At 71.7% G+C, this 20,918-nt stretch carries 21 protein-coding genes and 1 pseudogene; 16 read left to right on the top strand and 6 right to left on the bottom strand.

Translation table 11 applies throughout. The annotated features are described in order from the left end of the window. Positions 1–91 precede the first annotated feature (91 nt). Complete coding sequence (locus tag ABZ464_RS50780; protein WP_359289579.1) at positions 92–1,291, bottom strand: acyl-CoA dehydrogenase family protein; 1,200 nt, start codon at positions 1,289–1,291, stop codon at positions 92–94. 207 nt (positions 1,292–1,498) lie between these two features. On the opposite strand from ABZ464_RS50780, the gene ABZ464_RS50775 reads away from it, so the two are divergent. The 5 genes from ABZ464_RS50775 to ABZ464_RS50755 all read left to right on the top strand — a co-directional run bounded on the left by ABZ464_RS50775 (position 1,499) and on the right by ABZ464_RS50755 (position 7,162). Continuing rightward, positions 1,499–2,971 carry an FCD domain-containing protein gene (locus ABZ464_RS50775; protein ID WP_359289577.1) on the top strand — a complete coding sequence of 491 codons (1,473 nt, stop codon included), beginning with the start codon at positions 1,499–1,501 and terminating at the stop codon, positions 2,969–2,971. Between the two features lie 95 nt (positions 2,972–3,066). Continuing rightward, complete coding sequence (locus ABZ464_RS50770; RefSeq protein ID WP_359289575.1) at positions 3,067–4,215, top strand: acyl-CoA dehydrogenase family protein; 1,149 nt, start codon at positions 3,067–3,069, stop codon at positions 4,213–4,215. Between the two features lie 24 nt (positions 4,216–4,239). After that, complete coding sequence (locus ABZ464_RS50765; protein ID WP_359289573.1) at positions 4,240–5,007, top strand: SDR family NAD(P)-dependent oxidoreductase; 768 nt, start codon at positions 4,240–4,242, stop codon at positions 5,005–5,007. Continuing rightward, positions 5,004–6,182, top strand: coding sequence for an acyl-CoA dehydrogenase family protein (locus ABZ464_RS50760; RefSeq protein ID WP_359289571.1), 1,179 nt, complete (start codon positions 5,004–5,006; stop codon positions 6,180–6,182). The genes ABZ464_RS50765 and ABZ464_RS50760 overlap by 4 nt, the downstream gene beginning before the upstream one ends. Next, entirely contained in the window at positions 6,179–7,162 is a 984-nt protein-coding gene (locus ABZ464_RS50755; RefSeq protein WP_359289569.1) for an NADPH:quinone oxidoreductase family protein, read from the top strand. Before ABZ464_RS50760 ends, ABZ464_RS50755 begins: the two co-directional genes overlap by 4 nt. A gap of 7 nt (positions 7,163–7,169) precedes the next feature. On the opposite strand, the gene ABZ464_RS50750 is transcribed toward ABZ464_RS50755, so the two are convergent. Further along, positions 7,170–8,033 carry a mycofactocin-coupled SDR family oxidoreductase gene (locus tag ABZ464_RS50750; RefSeq protein WP_359289567.1) on the bottom strand — a complete coding sequence of 288 codons (864 nt, stop codon included), beginning with the start codon at positions 8,031–8,033 and terminating at the stop codon, positions 7,170–7,172. A 168-nt stretch (positions 8,034–8,201) separates the two neighbouring features. Here ABZ464_RS50750 and ABZ464_RS50745 point away from each other — a divergent pair, with 168 nt between their 5' ends. The 5 genes from ABZ464_RS50745 to ABZ464_RS50725 are packed head-to-tail and all read left to right on the top strand — an operon-like array spanning position 8,202 to position 11,432. After that, positions 8,202–9,347: an amidohydrolase family protein gene (locus tag ABZ464_RS50745; RefSeq protein WP_359289565.1), complete on the top strand. Its 1,146-nt coding sequence runs from the start codon at positions 8,202–8,204 to the stop codon at positions 9,345–9,347. Continuing rightward, positions 9,344–9,565 (top strand): hypothetical protein, encoded by a 222-nt coding sequence (locus tag ABZ464_RS50740; protein WP_359289562.1) that lies wholly within the window; start codon positions 9,344–9,346, stop codon positions 9,563–9,565. The genes ABZ464_RS50745 and ABZ464_RS50740 overlap by 4 nt, the downstream gene beginning before the upstream one ends. 7 nt (positions 9,566–9,572) lie before the next feature. After that, complete coding sequence (locus ABZ464_RS50735) at positions 9,573–10,385, top strand: mycofactocin-coupled SDR family oxidoreductase (RefSeq protein ID WP_359289560.1); 813 nt, start codon at positions 9,573–9,575, stop codon at positions 10,383–10,385. Between the two features lie 14 nt (positions 10,386–10,399). Continuing rightward, entirely contained in the window at positions 10,400–11,260 is an 861-nt protein-coding gene (locus ABZ464_RS50730; RefSeq protein WP_359289558.1) for an NAD(P)-binding domain-containing protein, read from the top strand. Beyond that, positions 11,244–11,432, top strand: a complete 189-nt coding sequence (locus ABZ464_RS50725; RefSeq protein WP_359289556.1) for a ferredoxin — start codon at positions 11,244–11,246, stop codon at positions 11,430–11,432. Before ABZ464_RS50730 ends, ABZ464_RS50725 begins: the two co-directional genes overlap by 17 nt. A 55-nt stretch (positions 11,433–11,487) precedes the next feature. Here ABZ464_RS50725 and ABZ464_RS50720 read toward each other — a convergent pair whose 3' ends face one another. Next, positions 11,488–12,360 (bottom strand): VOC family protein, encoded by an 873-nt coding sequence (locus ABZ464_RS50720; protein ID WP_359289554.1) that lies wholly within the window; start codon positions 12,358–12,360, stop codon positions 11,488–11,490. Between the two features lie 163 nt (positions 12,361–12,523). On the opposite strand from ABZ464_RS50720, the gene ABZ464_RS50715 reads away from it, so the two are divergent. Both ABZ464_RS50715 and ABZ464_RS50710 read left to right on the top strand, forming a co-directional pair. After that, a complete protein-coding gene (locus ABZ464_RS50715; RefSeq protein WP_359289552.1) occupies positions 12,524–13,384 on the top strand; it encodes an alpha/beta fold hydrolase in 861 nt (286 codons plus the stop codon). An 8-nt stretch (positions 13,385–13,392) separates the two neighbouring features. Beyond that, the gene (locus ABZ464_RS50710; RefSeq protein WP_359289550.1) at positions 13,393–13,986 is read left to right on the top strand and encodes a TetR/AcrR family transcriptional regulator; all 594 of its coding nucleotides are present in this window, start codon (positions 13,393–13,395) and stop codon (positions 13,984–13,986) included. A 57-nt stretch (positions 13,987–14,043) separates the two neighbouring features. Here the strand turns inward: ABZ464_RS50710 and ABZ464_RS50705 are convergent, their stop codons facing one another. Next, positions 14,044–15,645 (bottom strand): FAD-binding protein, encoded by a 1,602-nt coding sequence (locus ABZ464_RS50705; protein WP_359289548.1) that lies wholly within the window; start codon positions 15,643–15,645, stop codon positions 14,044–14,046. A gap of 275 nt (positions 15,646–15,920) precedes the next feature. On the opposite strand from ABZ464_RS50705, the gene ABZ464_RS50700 reads away from it, so the two are divergent. The 4 genes from ABZ464_RS50700 to ABZ464_RS50685 all read left to right on the top strand — a co-directional run bounded on the left by ABZ464_RS50700 (position 15,921) and on the right by ABZ464_RS50685 (position 19,735). Further along, a complete protein-coding gene (locus ABZ464_RS50700) occupies positions 15,921–16,754 on the top strand; it encodes a fumarylacetoacetate hydrolase family protein (RefSeq protein WP_359289546.1) in 834 nt (277 codons plus the stop codon). Then, on the top strand, positions 16,751–17,713 hold the full coding sequence (locus tag ABZ464_RS50695) for an acetaldehyde dehydrogenase (acetylating) (protein ID WP_359289544.1): 963 nt from the start codon (positions 16,751–16,753) through the stop codon (positions 17,711–17,713). The genes ABZ464_RS50700 and ABZ464_RS50695 overlap by 4 nt, the downstream gene beginning before the upstream one ends. Continuing rightward, positions 17,710–18,723 carry a 4-hydroxy-2-oxovalerate aldolase gene (gene dmpG, locus ABZ464_RS50690; protein ID WP_359289542.1) on the top strand — a complete coding sequence of 338 codons (1,014 nt, stop codon included), beginning with the start codon at positions 17,710–17,712 and terminating at the stop codon, positions 18,721–18,723. The genes ABZ464_RS50695 and dmpG overlap by 4 nt, the downstream gene beginning before the upstream one ends. Positions 18,724–18,979: 256 nt before the next feature. Continuing rightward, positions 18,980–19,735, top strand: coding sequence for an IclR family transcriptional regulator (locus tag ABZ464_RS50685; protein WP_359289581.1), 756 nt, complete (start codon positions 18,980–18,982; stop codon positions 19,733–19,735). 55 nt (positions 19,736–19,790) lie between these two features. Here ABZ464_RS50685 and ABZ464_RS50680 read toward each other — a convergent pair whose 3' ends face one another. Both ABZ464_RS50680 and ABZ464_RS50675 read right to left on the bottom strand, forming a co-directional pair. Next, on the bottom strand, positions 19,791–20,561 hold the full coding sequence (locus ABZ464_RS50680; protein ID WP_359289540.1) for an SDR family oxidoreductase: 771 nt from the start codon (positions 20,559–20,561) through the stop codon (positions 19,791–19,793). 3 nt (positions 20,562–20,564) lie between these two features. After that, a pseudogene (locus ABZ464_RS50675) lies at positions 20,565–20,918 on the bottom strand (fatty-acyl-CoA synthase); the annotation flags it as partial.

Below are 20,918 nucleotides of genomic sequence, written 5' to 3'. Positions count from 1 at the left end.
AAGTACATCCAGTACGAGGGCTTCCGGCCGGCACGACGAGAGCACGCACCGGACGCCGCTCCTTGACGGGCAAACGTTGCCTGCCGCGGCACTAGCGGGGCTCCCTCGGGAGCCCCAGCCCGCGCTCGGCCACCTGGGTCCGCAGGATCTCGTTCGCCCCGCCCGCGATCGTGTATGCACGCGAGTACAGGTGGGCGTCCTGCCACCACCCGTCGGCCACCGCCCGCGGGTCGTCCTCGACGAGCAGCCCGTCCGCGCCCTGCAGACGCAGACCGAAGTCGGCCAGATCGTGGTTGAGTTCGCTGAAGAAGATCTTGCCCAGCAGGGCGTCGACGGGCCCTTCCGTGCCGTGCAGCATCCGCGACTGCGCGAGCCCGATGAGCGCGCCGTTCACCTGCACCCGCGCCGCGAGCTCCCCGATGGCCTGCCGGGTGGCCGAGTCCTCCAGCGCGGGCCGGCCGCCGACCCGGGTGTCCTCCGCGAGCCGTACCAGGTCCTCCAGTACGGCGAACAGCTCGGCGCCGCGCGCGGCCACACCGGAGCGTTCCCGGCCCAGGCTGCTCATGGCCACCCGCCAGCCGTCGTTCACCGCGCCGATCACGTTCGCGGCCGGGACGCGGACGCCGTCGAGGAAGACCTCGTTGAAGTCGGTGGTCCCGGTGATCTCGCGCAGCGGCCGGACCTCGACCCCCGGGCTGCGCATGTCCAGCGCGAACGCCGTGATGCCCTGGTGCTTCGGCGCGTCCGCGTCGGTGCGCGCGAGCAGGTATCCCATGTCGGCGTGCTGGCCGTTGGTCGTCCACACCTTCTGGCCGTCGACGACGAACACCGCGTCGTCGCCCTCGCCCTCGCGGCGCGCCCGGGTGCGCAGCGCCGCGAGGTCACTGCCCGCCTCGGGCTCGCTGAACAGCTGGCACCACACGTCCTCGCAGGTGCGGATGCGGGGCAGGAAGCGCGCCCGCTGTGCGTCGGTGCCGAAGTCGATGAGGGCCCCCGAGGCGAGTGAGGCCGCGCCGACCGGCGGCCAGGTGCGGGCGCGGGCGATCTCCTCGGCGACGACGGACGCCTCGAGGGGGTGGGCGTCGGGGCGGCCGCCGTACTCGACGGGCCAGTCGATGCCGAGCAGTCCCGCCCCGTACAGCCTCGCGGTCCACTCCCGGATCGCCGGCATCAGCGCCGGCTCGGGTGCGCGCACCCCGGAGTGCGTCTTGACGCCGGGGGCGTGCTCGGCCACGAACGCGCGGACCGTTCTCCGGAACGCTTCGAGTTCGGGCGTGGGCTCCAGTCGCATCGCTGCCGGCTCCTTGGTCCTCGGACAGGCTTCCTCATGCAAGCGTTCAGAAATGAGGGTACTCTAAACCTGTTTGACCCCGGTATCCAGTGCGAGAGAGGCTGAATCAGTGGCCCGATCTCAGCTCCGGGCGTCCGGCCTGCACACCTCGTGCCCTGGTGGCGAATAGACTGGGGATCCGCAATGTCCCCTCAGAGGAGTTGGCCCATGGCGACTGCCGTCGACCGCGAGCCCGCCGACGGCGAGACCGGCGTCCCGGTCGGCAAACTCGCCGCACAGACCGCGCGGCGCATCGAGGCGACCGTGATCCGCCGGGGCTGGCCGGTCGGTGAGTCGCTGGGCTCCGAGGTGGACCTGCGGGAGGAACTCGGCGTGAGCCGGGCCGTCCTGCGCGAGGCGGTACGGCTGGTCGAGCACCACCAGGTCGCCCGGATGCGGCGCGGCCCGGGCGGCGGCCTGATCATCTGCGCCCCCGACGCCGGACCGGCGACCCGCGCCATGGTGATCTACCTGGAGTACGTCGGCACCAGCGTCACGGACCTGCTCCAGGCCCGACAGCTCCTGGAACCGATCGCCGCCGGCCTCGCCGCCGACCGGATCACCGAGGAGGGCATCGCCACCCTCCGCGCCACGCTCGACTCCGAACTCTCCCACTGGGACGACCCGTCGGTCCATGCGCAGGATCCGCTGCACCCGGTGCTCGGCCGCCTCTCGGGCAACCCGGTGCTGCACCTGTTCATCGAGGTGCTCACCCGGCTCACCGCCCGGTACGCGCACACCTCCCGGCGGATCTCCAAGGCGGAGATGCACGCGGCGAAGGAGACCTCGCACCGCGAACACCGCGCCGTCGTCGACGCCGTCGTGGCCGACGACGGGGCCCGCGCGCAGACCGCGCTCACCGCGCATCTGGAGTCGGTGGCCGCCTGGATCGAGAAGCACCGGGTGCGCCGCGGGCACCGGATCTCCGGCAACGTGGTCGAGCCCGAGCTGGTCGAGGGGCCACGGGCCAAGCTCGCCGAAGTGGTGGCCGCGCGCATCCACGACGACATCGCCGCGCGGGGCTGGCAGACCGGCATGGTGCTGGGTTCGGAGGCGGATCTGCTGGCCCGCTACGAGATCAGCCGGGCCGTCCTGCGGGAGGCCGTACGGCTGCTGGAGTACCACTCGGTCGCCCGGATGCGCCGGGGCCCCGGCGGCGGACTGGTCGTCACCGAGCCCGAGCCGCAGGCCAGCATCGACACGATGGCCCTCTTCCTCGAATACCAGGGCGTCACGGCCGACGACCTGCGGATCGTCCGCAACGCCATCGAGCTGGGCGTCGTCGCCCGGGTGACCGCCCGGCACGCCGAGGGTGGCACCGAGGTCGCCGAGCGTCTCACGAAGGCGGTCCGCTGGACCAAGGAGGGCCCCGCGGACGACCTCCGCAAGGCGGACCTGTTCCACTCCGAACTGGCGGCCCTGGCCGACAACCCGGTGCTCTCCCTCTTCCTGGCCATCATCACCGAGTTGTTCCGCCGGCATGCGTCCGGCCATGACCGGCCGCTGCCCGGAGACACCGCGGCCGACGAGGTCCAGCACGTCCACCAGCGCATCCTCGACGCGATCGTCCAGGGTGACGCCGGGATCGCCCGCCACCGGATGCGACGGCATTTGGATGCACTCATTCCATGGTGGCACTGATCACAGCACCGGCGGGTCCCTGATCACCTGGGTTCACCCTGGACCAGAAAATCTAATTACGTATACTCAATAGGGTCCCGATCGAAGGAGATTCGATGCGCCGGACCCTGTTCGCACAGGACCACGAGGACTTTCGTCTCCTCGTCCGTGACTTCATCGCCCGCGACGTGCTCCCCGTGTACGAGGACTGGCGGCGCGCCGCACTCGTCCCCCGCGAGCTGTTCACCTCGATGGGCAAGCTCGGCATCCTCGGGACGGCCGTCCCCGAGGAGTACGGCGGAGGCGGCCAGGACGACTACCGCTTCAACGTCGTCCTCCAGGAGGAATGCGCCCGCGCCGGCGTCACCCTGGGCGGCCTGCGCACCCATCTCGACGTCGTCGTCCCGTACTTCACGGGCCTCGCCGACGCCGCGCAGCGCGACCGCTGGTTCCCGGGGCTGGCCTCGGGCGAGCTCTACACCGCGATCGCGATGAGCGAACCCGGCACGGGCTCCGACCTCGCCGGCGTCACCACACGAGCGGTCCGCGACGGCGACCACTACACGCTCAACGGCGCCAAGACCTTCATCACCGGCGGCCACCACGCCGACCTGGTGATCGTCGTGGCCCGCACCGCCACGGACCCCGGCGACCGCCGCGCCGGACTGTCCCTGCTCGTGGTGGAGAAGGGCATGCCCGGCTTCACCGTCGGGCGCAGGCTGGAGAAGATCGGACTCGCCGTCCAGGACACCGTGGAACTGTCCTTCGACGACGTCCGGGTCCCCGTCGCCAACCTGCTGGGCGAGGAGGGCGCCGCCTTCACCCTCCTCGGCCGCAACCTGGCCCAGGAACGCCTCGCCATCGCCGTCGGAGCCGTCGCCCAGACCCGCGCCGCGATCGATCTGACCGTCGCGTACGTCCGCGACCGTACGGTCTTCGGCAGGCCGGTCGCCCACTTCCAGAACACGAAGTTCGAACTCGCCGCCATGGCGACCGAACTGGAAGCGGCCCAGATGTTCCTGGACGCGGCGGTCCAGGCGCTCGTCGCCGGCGAACTGAGCCCGGCCGACGCGGCGAAGACCAAGCTGTTCTGCACCGAGACCCAGGGCCGCGTGGTCGACCGCTGTCTGCAACTGCACGGCGGTTACGGCTACATCCTCGAGTCCCCGATCGCCCGGCTGTACGCCGACGCCCGGGTGACCCGCATCTACGGCGGCACCAGCGAGGTCCTGAAGACCATCATCAGCAAGTCACTGGGACTGTGAACCCGGTCCCGTGAGGAGTCGTACATGAACATCGACGGTTCATCGGCGCTGGTCACCGGCGGCGCCTCGGGACTCGGACTGGCCACCGCGCGGCGCATCGTCGACCGCGGCGGCCGTGTCGTCCTGGCCGACATCTCCGAGGAGCAGGGCGTCAAGGCGGTCGCCGACCTCGGCGGGGCCGCCCGCTTCGTCCGCGCCGACGTCACCGACGAGGACGCGGTCACGGCCGCCCTCGACGCGGCGGGGGACCTCGGTCCACTGCGCTTCGTCGTGCACTGCGCCGGACGCGGCGGCGACCGCACCCGGATCATCGACCGCGACCGCACCCCCGGCGAGCTGGCCACCTTCGCCGAGGTCGTCCGCGTCAACCTGGTCGGCACCTACAACGTGCTGCGCCTGGCCGCCGCCCGGCTGTCGGGCAACGAGGTCGTCGACGGCGACCGGGGCGCCGTCGTCCTGACCGCCTCCGTCGCCGCGTTCGACGGGCAGATCGGCCAGACCTCCTACACCGCCGCCAAGGCCGGTGTGCACGGGATGACCCTCGTCGCGGCCCGCGACCTGGCCGGCTGGCAGATCCGCGTGAACACCATCGCCCCCGGCATCATGGACACCCCCATGCTCGGCCGGCTGCGCGCCGACATCCGTGACGGACTCGCCGCCACCGTGCCCCACCCCAAGCGCCTCGGCGACCCGGACGACTTCGGCCGCCTCGCCGTGGAGATGCTGGAGAACCCCTATCTCAACGGCCAGACCATCCGCCTCGACGGCGCCCTCCGCATGGCCCCGCGATGACCGCGGCCGAGACCGACGAGCAGTTCCGCGCCCGGCTGCGGGCCTTCCTGAGGGAGCGGCACCCCGGCCGCCGGCCCAAGGACCCCGCCGAGCGCCTCGCCTGGCAGAAGAACTGGCTGGCCACGCTGTACGACGCCGGATACGCCGGCCCGGGCTGGCCGCGCGAGTTCGGCGGCATGGACCTGCCCTTCGCCCGCCAGGTCGTCTACCAGGAGGAGTACGCCCGAGCCCGGGTCCCCGGCCCCCTCGGCACCGGACTCGGCATCGCTGCGCCCACCCTCGTCGCGTACGGCACACCCGAGCAGAAGGAACGCTTCCTGCGCCCCATGCTGCGCGGCGACACGGTCTGGGCACAGGGCTACTCCGAACCGGAGGCGGGCTCGGACCTGCCCGCCCTGCGCACGACGGCCCGCCGCGAGGGCGCCGGGTACGTCGTCAACGGGCAGAAGGTCTGGAACAGTTCGGCCGACATCGCCGACATCCTCTTCACCCTGGTGCGCACCGGGCCGCCCGGCTCGCGCCAGGACGGCATCAGTTACCTTCTGATCGACGCCCGTGCCCCGGGCGTGAGCGTGCGCCCGCTGCGGGACCTGACCGGGGACGCGCATTTCTGCGAGATCTTCCTCGACGACGTACGGGTGCCGGTCGCCGACCGGATCGGCCCCGAGAACGGCGGCTGGCCGCTGGTGCGCACGAGCCTCGGTCATGAACGCGCGGCCGGGGCGATGAACCAGGCCGCCCTGTACCGGCGCGTGCTCGACGACCTGGTCGAGCTGGCGCACGAGCGCGGGGCGACCGCGGACCCCCTGGTGCGCGACCGGCTCGCGGACTTCGAGATCCGTGTGTCGATCATGCGGCTCACCGGGATGCGGACCATCGCCGACATCATGGCGAAGGGCGAGCCCGGCCCGGCCTCCTCGACGGCACGGCTGTTCATCGTGACCTTCGAGCAGGAACTGCACGAGTTCGCCCTGGAACTGCTGGGACCGTACGGCATCCTCGGCCGCCGCGACCCGCACGCCGTCCAGCGCGGACGCTGGGTCTGGGGCTTCCTGCGCACCCGGGCCTCGACGATCGGGGCGGGCACGGCCGAGATCCAGCGCAACACCATCGCCGAACAGGTTCTGGGCCTGCCCCGGGACCCGGCCATGCCGAGCACCGGGAGGGCACGTTGAGAGCCGCACGATGCACCCGCTACGGACCCCCGGACGCTCTGGAGGTCGTCGAACTCGACGATCCCGAACCCGGCCCCGGCGAGGTGCTCGTCCGGGTGCACGCCGCCGCCGTCAACTTCCCCGACGTGCTGCTCGTGGCGAACCGCTACCAGGTGCCCGCGCCGCTGCCGTTCACGCCCGGCAGCGAGTTCGCCGGCGTCGTGGCCGCGCTGGGCCCGGGGGTGTCCGGCCCGCCGGTCGGCTCACCGGTGGCCGGGGCGGTGCTGACGGGCGCCTTCGCCGAGCAGGTCGTGGTCCCCGTCACGGGCCTGCGCCCGGTGCCCGAGGGGCTCGACATGATCCACGCCGCCGCCTTCCACGTGACCTACGCGACCGCCTACCACTCCCTGGTCACGGTCGGACAGGGCACGGCGGGGGAGTGGGTGGCGGTCCTCGGCGCGGCGGGCGGGGTCGGCTCGGCGGCCGTCGACATCGCGACCCGGCTCGGGATGCGCGTGGTCGCGGCGGCGTCGAGCAAGGAGCGCCTCGACGTCGCCCGTGAGGTCGGCGCACAGGCGGGTGTCGACTACGTCCGTGAGGACCTGAAGGCGCGGATCCGCGAGCTGACCGGCGGCGAGGGCGCCCATCTGGTGATCGACCCCGTGGGCGGCGACCACGCGGAGGCCGCCCTGCGCGCGCTGCGGCGGGGCGGCCGGTTCGTCACCGTGGGCTACGCCGACGGGAGGATCCCGCGGATCCCGCTGAACCTGGTGCTGCTCAAGGACGCGGTCGTACGGGGCTTCGAGATCCGGATGCTGCGCCAGTGCGCCCCGGACACGGTGGCCGCGGGCGACCGGGCGCTCGCCCGGATGGTCCGGGACGGGATGCGCCCGCTCGTCTCCGCCGTGCGCCCGCTTGCCGAGGTGGCGTCCGCCCTGACCGACGTGGCGCAGCGGCGCACCACCGGCAAGGTCGTCGTCGACCTGACCGGCGGAGCCTGAACACCGTTCAGAACGCGGGCAGTTGTGGACGCCGCTTGACGTAGCCGCCGGCGTCCACGCGCATCTGCATACCGGTGACGAACCGCGACTCGTCCGACACGAGGAACAGCACCATGTCGGCGATGTCCTCCGGCTCCACGTACGGCACCCCGAAACCCGTCGTCGCGGGGAAGGAGGGCAGCGCGTCCTCGCGGGTCGGGTGCTCCAGGTCGGGCCGGAACGACCGGTACATGAGGTCGCTGTTGAGCATGCCGGTGTTGACGTTCGTGGGATGCAGCGCGTTGACCCGGATCCGCCGCGGGGCGAGCACGGTCGCCAGGTCGTGCACGAACGCGGCCACCTGGCGCTTGGCGAACGAATAGCCCAGCCCGCCGGGCCCGTTGGCCGGGTTGTCGGTGGTGGCCGGGATCAGCCCGGCGAGGGAGCCGGTCGCGACGATCGAGGCGCCGTCGGGCAGCTGGGGCAGGGCGGCGTCGACGGCGTGGACGACACCGTTGAAGTCGACGGTGACGGCGTCGAGGAAGGCCTGCGCGCTCTGTCCGGGGCCCAGCGGGCAGATCCCGGCCTGCGCGACGACGGCGTCGAGCCGCCCCAGCTCGGCCACCCCGTCGGCGACGGCGGCCTTGAGCGCGCCCGGGTCGCGCACATCGGCCTTGCGGGCGACGATCCGCCGGCCGAGCTTCTCGACCTCCCGCACCGTCTCGTCCAGGTCGTCCTCGGTGGCCAGCGGATAGCCGTTGGTGGCGATGTCCGCGCAGAGGTCCACGGCGATGATGTCGGCGCCCTCCGCGGCGAGCCGGACCGCCTGCGCCCGGCCCTGGCCGCGCGCGGCCCCCGTGATGAAGACGGCCTTGTCCTGCACTCGACCCATGGGGTCTCCTTTCCTCGCGTATTTCCACGCGTAGGTCCTCGCATAAAAGAGTAGCCTTAATGGAGTGGAGTCGATACGGCTTGAGTCGCCGTTCCGTTGAGTGGGATGCGATCAGTGCACACAATGTGATCGGTGCTAGAGAGTCTGCGAGACCGAGGGAGCACAAGGATGCCGTTGCAGCCATGGATGAAGTTGCTGTCGACCGACGACCATCTGATCGAGCCCCCACGCCTGTGGTCGGACCGTCTGCCGGCGAGGTTGCGCCAGGCCGGGCCCCGCATCGTGGAGCAGCCGCGGGGCGAGGGACAGGCGCCCGCCGAGGTGTGGGTCTACGAGGACCGGATCTACCCCTACATCGGCCTCAACGCCGTCGCGGGCAAGAGCCCCGAGGAGTTCGGCCTTGAACCGACGCGCTACGACGAGATGATCCCGGGCTGCTACGACCCCGGGGCCCGGATCCGCGACATGGACCTGGACGGGGTGTGGGGCGCCCTGTGCTTCCCGTCCTTCCCGGGGTTCTCCGGCCATGTCTTCCTCGACGGCAAGGACCGTGAGCTCGCGCTGCTGTGCGTGCAGGCGTGGAACGACTTCGTCCTCGACGAGTGGTGCGCCACCGCGCCGGGGCGGCTGATTCCGCTGGTCATCATGCCGATGTGGGACGTCCAGGCCTGTGTCGCGGAGATCCATCGGACCGCCGCCAAGGGCGCGAAGGCGATCTCCTTCCCGGAGAACCCCGCCCCGCGCGGCCTGCCCTCCTTCCACACCGACCACTGGGACCCCCTGTTCTCGGCGGCCGAGGAGACGGACATGCCCCTGTGCCTGCACTTCGGCACCTCGGGCAAGCCGCCGAAGACGGCCGAGGAAGCCCCGTTCGCCGTGACGATCACCCTGTTCGGCTGCAACGCCATGTTCGCCACCGCCGACCTGCTGTTCTCCCCGGTGCTGCACAAGCACCCCAAGCTCAAGATCGGCCTGTCCGAGGGCGGCATCGGCTGGATCCCGTATCTGCTGGAGCGCGCCGACGGCACCTGGGAGCGGCACCGCTTCTACCAGAACGTCAACCAGAGCGTGCGGCCCTCGGAGCTGTTCCACCGGCACTTCCACGGCTGCTTCATCGACGACCGCTTCGGCGTGGAGGTCCGCCACCACGTCGGCATCGACAGGATCACCTGGGAGTGCGACTACCCGCACTCCGACTCCTACTGGCCCAAGAGCCGTGCGTACGCCGCCGAGGTCCTCGCGGACGTGCCCGACGACGAGGTGCACAAGATCGTGGAACTGAACGCCCGCCGTCTCTACAACCTCCCCGCATGAGCCGGCGACCGGAGTCCGAGCGCTCGGACTGGACCGACCTGGACCTGCTCACCCGCGAGGAGGCCCACGGCCGGCTCCTCACCGAGATCGCCGAGACGGACGTACGCCTGGCCGCACTCGACGCGTCCGACGAGGCCGGGCGCGACCTCCTGCGGTCCCGGCTGCGCGCCCTGCGGGAAGCCGCCGAGGACCTGATCGACCACCCGAAGAAGGACTGAGGTTGCCATGGGGCGTATGGAGGGCAAGGTTGCGCTCATCACGGGAGCGGCCCGTGGACAGGGCCGCTCCCACGCCGTGCGGCTCGCCGAGGAGGGCGCGGACGTCGTCGTCACCGACGTCTGCCGCGACATCAGCGGCGAACTGCCGTACGCGCTCGCGTCGAAGGAACAGCTGGAGGAGACGGCCGAGTCGGTCAGGGCGACCGGCCGCCGGTGTGTCGCGGTACAGGCCGATGTCCGGTCCATCGAGGACATGCGGACCGCGGTCGGCGCGGCGCGGACGGAGTTCGGGCGTCTGGACACCGTCGTCGCCAACGCCGGTGTCATGAGCATCGGGGCCGCCTGGGAACTGTCCGACGAGGCCTGGGACGTCACCGTCGACGTCAACCTCAAGGGCGCGTGGAACACGGCACGGGCCGCGATCCCCTCGATGATCGAGGCGGGGGAGGGCGGTTCGATCGTCATCACCAGCTCGGCCGCCGGCATCCGCGGGCATGTGCCGTACGCCCACTACGTGGCCGCCAAACACGGTGTGGTCGGCCTGATGAAGGCCCTGTCCAACGAACTCGCCCCGCACCGCATCCGGGTGAACACCGTCCACCCCACCGGCGTCAGCGACACCGGCATCACGGTCGGGGTGCCCGTGGAGGAACTCGCCGCCCGGGAGCCGCTGTTCGCCCTGGCCGCGATGAACCCCCTCGCTCCCTACGTCGAGCCGAGGGACGTCTCGAACGCGGTCCTCTTCCTGGCCTCGGACGAGGCACGGTACGTGACGGGACTCCAGTTCACCGTGGACGCGGGCTCGACCAACAAACCGTAGGGAGGTGAGAGCGCATGGGGATGCCGACGGTCGGCTTCCTGGGCGCCGGACAGATCGGCGAGCCGATGGTCGAACGGCTGCTCGCCGCTGGTCACCGGGTCCGCCTGCACGCGCGGCGGGCGCAGGTGCGCGAACGGCTCCCGGACGCCGAGCTCGTGGCGGAGCCGGCCGAGGTGGCCGACTCCGACGTCGTCGTCAGCTGCCTCTACAGCGACGCGCAGATGCTCGACGTCCTGCCCGCCGTCGTCGCGGCCATGGACGCCCGTACGGTACTCGTCTCCCACACGACCGGACGGCCGGGCACGCTCGACCGGCTGGCCGCGTACGGGCCCGGCGGGCGCGCCGCGATCGTGGACGCCGCCTTCAGCGGAACGGCCGACGCGGTGCGCGCCGGCCGGCTGGTGGTCTGCCTGGGAGGGGAACCCGAGCACGTCGCCCGGGCCCGCGCGGTCGTCGGCGCCTACGCCGACCCCGTGCTCACCACGGGCGGCCGCGGCTCCGCCCTGCGGGTGAAACTCCTCAACAACCTGCTGTTCGCCGCGATCTCCCAGCTCACGTTGGGCGCGGTCGAGACGGGCAGGGCCCTCGGCATCGAGGAGAGCGCCCTGCTCGACGTCCTCGCCGTCAGCAGCGGCGGGTCGGCGGCGGGCCGGTACATCACCGCCCGGGGCGGGGCCGAGTCCTTCGCCGCGACGGTCGCGCCGTATCTGCGCAAGGACCTGGACGCGTGCGCGGACGCCGCGGCGGAGGCCGGAGTCGACCTGTCGACACTGCTGACCGCGGCCCGCCACGGACCGATACCACTCGGCCGCCCCCCGCTCCCGGAACTCTCGGAACTCTCGGAAACGGAGCTGTTGCATGAAGATCACCGTTGACACGACGTCCTGCTCCGGCCACGCGCGGTGCGCCGCCGCCGCGCCGGACCTCTTCCGTCTGGACGACGACGGCTATGCGCTGCCCCTCGACGCAGACGTTCCCGAAGGTCTCGAACGCGCCGCCCGCGACGGGGAGACGGCCTGCCCGGAACGCGCGATCACCGTCCGGTGAGCACGACGGAGCCCCACGGCCTCGGGTCGTGGGGCTCCGTCGTGCGCGCGTCCGCTCAGCCGGCCGGCTGCGGCGGCGGAGTGAAGCGGTGGCCCCAGAACGCGCCGTCCGTGATCTCGTACACGGGGACGGGCTCCGGCACCTGCAGACCGTTCCAGCCGAACTCGACGGCGTAGTTCTCCGGCGACCACACATAGAACGACACCATGTGGTCGTTGGTGTGCTTGCCGAGCGAGTGCATCATCGGCACCTCGTACTGGGCCGCCCGGTCCAGGGCCCGGCCGACGTCGTCCAGGGTCGCGCCCTCCACCATGAAGTGCAGCAGCCGCCCCGGGCCCGGCATCGGTGTGACACCCAGCGTGTGATGGCGGGGGTTGCACCCCATGAACCAGGTCGTGCCGCCCGGCGAGCGCATGGTGTTGCGCTCGATGAAGCCGAGGACGCCGACATAGAAGTCGAACGTGGCCCGCGCGTCCTCGGCGGAGATGATCGCGTGTCCGAAGCCCATGTCGCCGGTGACGAACTTCGAGACCAGCGGGGTGCGCACGGGCACATGGTCGAGGACCGTGCCGTAGAACAGCTCGACCGGGTTGCCGCCCGGGTCGTTGAACCTGACGAAGCCCGTGACCTTCCGCTCCGCCGCCTCGGCCTCGGTGCCGGCCGTCACCTTGATCCCGGCCTTCTCGACGTCCGCGACCAGCCGGGCCAGCTCCCGCTCGTCGAGGACCTCGAAGCCGAGCGCCGTCATCCCGGGCTGGGCGCCCGGGGAGACCACGATCCGGGCCGGAAAATCGTCCATCCTGAAGGACAGCGAGTCGGAGTCGGCGCCCTCGACCGGCATCAGGCCGAGGAAGTCGGCTCCGAAGACCTTCCACTTGTCCAGGTCGTCGGACTCCAGACGCAGGTACCCGAGTGAGCGAACACCCATCAGGCCCTCCCCTCACATTTGGTCAGATCCGGGCGGCCCCTCGGGCTCCCGGCGTTCGGTACGTCCGCGACGGTAGACAGCCCGGACCCCCCGCCGCCGGGAAGGTCCCACTGATCGGGAGGCGTACGACGGGACACGCCGCCGCGGTGCCACGGTGACCGGCATGACACTCAGCTACGAGGACACCCTGCGCGAACTGCCCACCGACGACGGCACCCTGCGCTACCACGAGGCCGGCGACGGGCCCCCGCTGCTCCTGCTGCACGGGTCGGGTCCGGGAGTCACCGGCTGGCGCAACTACCGCAGGAACCTTCCCGTGCTCGCCCGGCACTTCCGCTGCCTGGCGCTGGAGTTCCCCGGCTTCGGGGTCAGCGACCCGACCGCCGAGAACCCCATGGCGGCCGGTCCCAAGGCCGTCCTGCGCTTCCTCGACGGCCTCGGCCTCGACCACGTCGACGTCATCGGCAACTCCATGGGCGGCTTCGTCGCCATCGGGCTCGCCGTGGCCCGCAAGGACCTGTTCCGCAGGATCGTGACCATCGGCGGCGTGGGCCGCAACATCCTCTCCCCGGCGCCCAGCGAGGGACTCAACCTGCTGGTGGAGTTCGCCGAGAACCCCACCCGGGACAACCTCGTCCAGTGGCTCAGGGCCATGGTCCACGACCCGGCGCTGCTCACCGAGGAACTGATCGAGGAACGCTGGGCGAGCGCCACCGACCCGGAGACGCTGGAGGCCTCCCGCCGGATCTACGGCCGCCAGGCGATGGCCGCGATCGTCGCCGCCCAGTCCCACGACGACCAGCCGATCTGGGCCGCGCTCCACAAGGTCACCGCGCCCACCCTGCTGACCTGGGGCCGGGACGACCGGGTCACGCCCCTGGAGAACGCCCTGCTGCCGCTGCGCACCATCCCACGGGCCGAGCTGCATGTGCTCCCCGACTGCGGGCACTGGGCGATGATCGAGCAGAAGGAGGCCTGGGAGAGCGCCGTGCTCGCCTTCCTGACCCGCCCGGACGCCTCCTGAGGACCCCGGTGCGACCGCCCGCCGCTCCCACGTCTGCCCGCCAGGCCGCCCGCCGGATCCGCATCCTGCGCGCCGCCTCGGAACTCGGCTCCCGTGAGGGGCTCGCCGGGGTGCAGATGCACGAGGTCGCCAAGGGCGCGGGGGTCGCGCTCGGCACGCTCTACCGCTACTTCCCGTCCAAGTCCCTGCTGTTCCTGGCCGTACTGGAATGGCACATCGAACAGTTCCTCGGCGGTCCCGAGCGCGGCCCCGAGCGCGGCGCGCCCCCGCAGTGGGACGCCGACCCGGTGACGGAGGTGGCCGAGACACTCGTCGCGCTGAGCGGAAAGCTGCTGGGCGACCGTCTGCTGGCCGCCGCGGTCGCGCTGTCGTCGTTCACCGAGTACGCGAGCGTCGTCCCGACCCCCATCGACATCGTCGACAGGGCGCTGGGACAGCGGCTCCTGTGCCTGCTGGGCGACCGGCCGGACGCCCGCAGCAGGGTCAGGCTGCTCGTCTACGGCTGGTGGGGCCTGTTCGTGGCCATGCTGACCGAGGAGATCTCCACCGAGCAGGGGGAGACGGACCTGCGTCTGACGGCCAGGCTGATCGCCGCGCGGTGAACGCACGAAAGCTGCCCGGGACACCGAGGGTGTCCCGGGCAGCGTCGTGACGTCGGCTCAGCCGGCCGCCCCGGCGATGTCCCGGACGGCGAGGTAGGCGAAGGCGATGCTGGACCCGATCGGGGTTCCGGCGCCCGGATAGACCCGCCCCGACATCGCGGCCGCGGTGTTGCCGCTCGCGTAGAGCCCGGGGATCGGCCGCCCGTCCGGCCGCAGCACACGCGCGTGCTCGTCGATCCTGAGCCCGCCCTTGGTGCCGATGTCGGAGGGCAGGATGGTCGCCACGTAGTACGGCGCCGTCTCGATCGGCGTCAGCAGGGGGTTGGGGAACTCGGTCTCGGGCTTCGCCGGGAAGTTCTGCCGGGGGTCGGCCGCGAACGGGACGATGTGGTGGAACATCCGGTCCCACACGGACTCACCGCGGTGGAACCGCTCGTCGACGCCGGCCCGCGCGTAGCCGTTGAACTCCTCGACGGTCCGCTTGAGGGCCTCGTACGGGACACCGGTCAGCCGCGCCACCTCCTCCAGGGTGTCGGCCTTCCGCAGCGCGCCCGACTCCAGCCACTCCGGGCGCGGCGGCTCGTCCGGCGGGCCGCCGAAGCTGTCGCGGTCCAGCTGCCGCTGGTCGAAGATCCAGTGGGCCGGGATGTGACTGACGTCCGTGGCGTGGTGCAGCCGCATGATCTCGTGCCCGACCTGGTCGTAGGGCCGGGTCTCGTTGACGAACCGTTCGCCCGCGCCGTTGACCCAGATACCGCCCCGGGTCCCGGTGTGGAAGACGGGCCGGCCGTCCGGCTGGACCAGCCCCGCCACGAACCAGGCCTCGTCGAGCAGGTCGACGTCGGCGCCCACGGCGATCCCCGCCCGCAGCGCGTCACCGGTGTTGGTCGCCACACCGTTGGACCACTCGCCGGTCAGCGGCGCCTGGTGCTCCTCGCGCAGCCCGCGGTCGTGCTCGAAGCCGCCGGCCGCCAGGATCACGCCCCGCGTGGCCCGCAACCGGACCCGCTCGCCGTCGCTGACGGCCTCGATCCCGACGACCCGGCCGTCCTCCACGATCAGGTTCTCCAGCGCGGTGTTCAGCTTGAGCGTGCCGTTGCCCGTCTCCAGGAACGCCCCCAGCGCCCGGCCGGCCAGCGCCCGGCCACCCGAGACGACGGGGCCCTCGTCGAAGTTCCAGCGCTCGGTGGGCAGCGAGCACCGCACGAGGGCGGCGTTCTCCTTGAGCTCCGCGATCTCCAGGGGCATCGGGAAGATCGTGTGACCGGTGGGCGAGGCCCCGGGGACCGTCGTGAAGTAGTCCGGGACCGGCCCGTGGACGAAGGGCGCGAACCAGGGGCTCCGCTCCAGCTCGTCGATCAGCTCGACCCCGGCCCCCAGGTACGCGTCCTGGAGCGCCTCCCGCGAGGGATCGGCGACGATCTCCCGCAGATACGCCCGCACCTGCTCGACGTCGTCGGCGAGCCCGGCCCGCCGCAGCGGGGCGGAACCCGGGAACCACAGGCCCGCCCCGGAGTACGCCATCGTGCCGCCCACCAGAGGGGACTTCTCGACGACGAGTGTGCGCAGGCCGCGCGACGCGGCCACGAAGGCCCCGACCAGACCTCCGCCCGACCCTACGACGATCACGTCGTAGGCATCCTCGTTGATGCTCACCATGACCTCCTCATGAATGCCACGTTCTTGGTGGGGGGCTTGGGGGACTGCGACCGGAGGCGGGGCGTCCCACGGTCCCGCCGGCCGCGGCATCGGGCCATCGGCGGCCGTTCAGCGGTTCGCCCGACGAAGGTAACGAGCCGTCCTCCCCGGCCCGCCGGGACATCTCGCTGAGCGAGACCCCGGCGGCCGACGCCCAGTCCCGGTGAGCGGAACGCTCGTCACGGCCGCACGCCGCGTCCGCCCAGGCTGGTCACAAGCACGAGTTGAGGATGCCAATGACAGACGTGTGGGAACCGACGGTCGTCGAGGACCGTGAAACCGCCGTGGCCGAGGCCGCCGCGCGCCTCGCGGACGCGGCACGGGACCGCAGGCCCTGCGCCCCCGTGCGTGATCTGCTCGGCGCACGGGACATCAGCCTCGCGTACGCCGTGCAGCAGCGGGTGATCGGTGACCGGATCGCCGCCGGGGCACGGGTCGTCGGCCGCAAGATCGGACTGACGTCCGCGTCGGTGCAGCGGCAGGTGGGGGTCGACCGGCCCGACTTCGGTGTGCTGCTCGACGACATGGACGTGACCGGGCTGCCGGCCGTCCCCAGCGAGCGGCTGCTCCAGCCCAGGGTGGAGGCGGAGATCGCGTTCGTGCTCGCCGCCGATCTGGACGAGGACGACCTCGATGCCGAGCGGGTCCGCGCGGCCGTCGGACACGCCGTGGCCGCGCTGGAGATCGTGGACAGCAGGGTGACCGACTGGGACATCGCGATCACGGACACGGTCGCCGACAACGCCTCCAGCGGTCTGTTCGTCCTCGGCCCGCGGCCGGTCGGCCTCGACGGGTTCGAACCCCGGGACGTGACCATGCGGCTGTACGCCGACGGCGAGCTCGCCTCCGAGGGCGACGGCGCCGCCTGCCTCGGCGACCCGCTGGAGGCGCTGCTGTGGCTGGCCCGCACCGCGCGGGAGTTCGGCGACCCGCTGCGCGCCGGACAGGTGGTGCTCTCGGGCGCCCTCGGCCCCCTCGTCCCCACCCCGCCAGGCACCACCGTACGGGCCGAGATGACGGGCCTGGGCACGGTGACCGCGACCTTCTCACCCAAGGAACAAGAAGGATGACCAAGACCAAGGTGGCCGTTATCGGCTCCGGCAACATCGGCACCGATCTCATGATCAAGGTGCTGCGCCTGTCCGACACCCTGGAGATGGCCGCCATGGTGGGCATCGATCCGGACTCGGACGGCCTGGCCCGCGCCGCACGCCTGAAGGTCCCCGTCACGCACGAGGGCGTGGACGGACTGATCCGCATGGACGGCTTCGCCGACATCGAGATCGTCTTCGACGCCACGTCGGCGAAGGCCCACGTCGAGAACGCCAGGAAGCTCGCACCGTACGGCAAGCGTCTCGTCGACCTCACCCCGGCGGCGATCGGCCCGTACGTGGTGCCCACGGTGAACCTGGACGAGCGGCTGAACGACGCGGACAACGCTGTCGACAACGTCAACATGGTCACCTGCGGCGGCCAGGCGACCATCCCGATCGTCCACGCCGTCAGCCGCGTGACACCGGTGTCCTACGCCGAGATCGTCGCCTCGATCGCCTCGAAGTCGGCCGGCCCCGGCACCCGGGCCAACATCGACGAGTTCACCGAGACCACGTCGGGGGCCATCGAGAAGGTGGGCGGCGCCCGGCGCGGGAAGGCGATCATCGTCCTGAACCCGGCCGAACCGCCGCTGATCATGCGGGACACGGTGTACTGCCTGATCGGCGAGGCGGACCACGACGCGGTCCGCGCCTCCGTCGAGGAGATGGTGGCCGCGGTCGCCGAGTACGTGCCCGGCTACCGGCTCAAGCAGCAGGTCCAGTTCACCCCGGTGCCGGACGGCGACCCGGTCCACACGCTCCTGCCCGACGGCGACACCTCGGCGGCGACCACCAAGGTCTCCGTCTTCCTCGAGGTGGAGGGCGCCGCGCACTACCTGCCCGCCTACGCCGGCAACCTCGACATCATGACCTCGGCCGCGCTGCGCGTCGCCGAGCGCATCGCCCAGCGACCGACCACCGAGGTGACCGAGTGACCGCCACCCGCAGGCTCTACCTCCAGGACGTCACCCTCCGGGACGGCATGCACGCCGTCCGGCACCGGATCACCCCCGAGTTCGTGGCCAGGATCTCCGCCGCCCTGGACCGGGCGGGGGTCGACGCGATCGAGGTCGCCCACGGCGACGGCCTGGCCGGCGGCAGCCTCAACTACGGTCCGGGCAGCAACACGGACTGGGAGTGGATCGAGGCGGCCGCCGACGCCATCGAGAACGCGGTCCTGACCTCCCTCCTCCTGCCGGGCATCGGCACCATCGAGGAACTCAGGCGGGCCTACGCGCTCGGGGTCCGTTCCGTGCGCATCGCCACCCACTGCACCGAGGCGGACGTGGCGGCCCAGCACATCTCCACCGCCAGGGAACTGGGCATGGACGTCTCCGGCTTCCTGATGATGGCGCACATGGCCTCCCCCGAGACCCTGGCCGGCCAGGCGAAGCTGATGGAGTCCTACGGCGCGCACTGCGTGTACGTCACCGACTCCGGCGGCCGGCTGACCATGGACGGCGTCCGTGAGCGCATCCGCGCCTACCGCGACGTCCTCGACGCCGACACCCAGATCGGCATCCACGCCCACGAGAACCTCTCCCTGTCGGTGGCGAACTCCGTCGTCGCGGTGGAGGAAGGGGTGACCCGGGTCGACGCGTCGCTCGCGGGACAGGGCGCGGGCGCCGGGAACTGCCCGATCGAGCCGTTCGTCGCCGTGGCCGACCTCCTCGGCTGGAAGCACGACTGCGACCTCCACGCCCTCCAGGACGCCGCCGAGGACCTGGTCCGGCCTCTGCAGGACCGGCCGGTGCGGGTCGACCGGGAGACGCTCACCCTGGGCTACGCGGGCGCCTACTCCAGTTTCCTGCGCCACGCCGAGGCCGCGGCGGAGCGGTACGGCCTCGACGCCCGCACCATCCTGGAGGAGGTCGGCAGGCGCGGCCTCGTCGGCGGTCAGGAGGACATGATCGTGGACATCGCCCTCGACCTCACCCGCGGCTGAAGCCGACCGGACGTACCGCTTCCCGGAAGAAACCTTCCAGGGAGCGGTACTTCTTTGTGTCCGAAACAATAGACCGGTCGCGCTAATTAATCGGTGCACGACTCTTTCTCCATGGCCCAAGGCGTTGATACGTTGACGCCGGCGCCGAACTAGAATTGATTTCAGTGTGAGCAGAGAGGCACCGACGATGACGTCTGCCCTTCGCCTGAGTTCGCGATCCCCCGAAGCCGATGGGCACGCACTGCCTCCGTCGATGATGGAGCGGGTGACGCTGATCATGGACCTCTTCGAACGACCCCAGACCCACCTGACCCTGGAAAGAGTCTCCCGCTCCACCCATCTGCCCCGCTCGACCACGCACCGGATACTCGACCAGCTGGTCCGCCTTAACTGGCTGCGGCACACCGAGGCGGGATACACGCTGGGCAGCCGGGCGCTCGGCCTGGGAGGCCGGGAGATCGGGCACAGCGCGCTCCGGGCCGCCGCGGCACCGCACCTCCTGGACCTGGCCGTCCGCACCAGGATGGTCGTGCACCTGGCCGTCCTCGACGGTCCGCAGATCTACTACCTGGACAAGGTGGGAGGCCGGGCGGCCGTGGACATCCCGTCCAGGGTGGGCGGCCGTGCGGTCGCCCACTGCACCGGACTGGGCAAGGCCATGCTGGCCTGGCTGAGCCCGGAGGAGATCGACGCCCGGTACGCCCAGTCGATCGAGTGCCGCACCCGGCACAGCATCGGTCGCCTGGACCACCTGCACCGCGAACTGCGCACGGTGCGCCGTCGGGGCGGCCTGGCGATCGACCGGGGAGAGTGTTTCCCCGACCTCGGCTGCGTCGGGCTCGCCCTGCGGGGCCCGGACGGTCCGGTCGGAGCGATATCGGTGGTCGGGGACGGCCGCTCCTCGCTGGAACTCGTGGCCCCCCTGGTGGTCAGCGCCGTGCGGGCGGTGACCGAGGAGCTCTTCGACAACCCACGGCAGGACCACCGCCCGGCACCGGACCTGGTCGGCTAGCGACCGGGCGGCCGACCGGGGCGGGCACACCCGCTCCGGCCGCCGTCGGGCCGCGTCACCAGGCCGTCCAGCCCCCGTCCACCGTGACGGTCGTGCCGGTGACGAACCGGGAGGCGTCCGAGGCCAGGAACACCGCGGCGCCGCCCAGTTCCTCGACGTCGCCCACCCGGCCCAGGGGGGTGCCCCGCACGATCCGCTCACCCCAGCGGCTGTCCAGCAGCCCCGAGCTGAGGTCCGTACGGAAATAGCCCGGCGCGAGGGAGTTGACCCGCACGCCCCGGTCCGCCCATTCCACGGCCAGCGCCTTGGTCAGCGCCTCGACCCCGCCCTTGCTCGCCGCGTACGCGGCGATCCGCTCGAAGCCGGTACGCGCGTGCACCGACGAGACGTTGACGATCGAGCCGGAGCCCTGCTCCAGCATCACCTTCCCGGCCTCGCGGCAGCAGGAGAAGGTGCCCTGGAGGTTGATGTCGAGCACCCGTCCGAAGTCCTCGTCGGTGACGTACTCGGTGCGGGTGAAGTGCGGACTGATGCCGGCGCAGTTGACGACGGCGTCCAGCCGCCCGGTCGCGCCGGTGATCCGCTCGACCGTCGTACGGACCGCGTCCGGGTCGGCGACGGAAGCGGGCAGTACCAGCACCTTGCCGCCGTGCCCGGCGAGTTCGGCCGCCAGGCTCTCCAGGTCCGCGGCGGTACGGGCGGTCACCGCCACGTCCGCCCCGGCCTGGGAGAGCGCGACCGCGATCGCCCGGCCGAGCCCCTTGCCCGCGCCGGTGACCCAGGCGGTACGGCCGTCCAGGCGCAGATCGGTGGTGACGTCGGCCATGGTTCAGTCCTCCACGGGGATGTCGCGCAGGGTCCGCTTGAGGACCTTGCCCGAGGGGGTACGGGGGAGTTCGTCGACGACGTCGAAGCGTGCGGGCACCTTGAACTTGGCCAGCCGCCCCGCGCAGAACTCCCGCAGCTCGTCCGGCCCGGCGTCCGCTCCGGGCCGGAACACCACGAATGCACGCGGGACTTCGCCCCAGCGGGGATGGTTCAGGCCGACGACGGCGGCCTCCAGGACGGCGGGGTGTTCGTACAGCACCCGCTCCACCTCGGGGGTGGCGATGTTCTCGCCGCCGGAGACGATCATGTCCTTCTTGCGGTCGTCGATGTAGAGGTAGCCGTCGTCGTCGAGGTG

The organism is Streptomyces sp. NPDC005820 (genome assembly GCF_040630255.1).
Taxonomy (GTDB): domain Bacteria; phylum Actinomycetota; class Actinomycetes; order Streptomycetales; family Streptomycetaceae; genus Streptomyces.
This window is presented reverse-complemented; position numbering and strand designations above follow the sequence as displayed.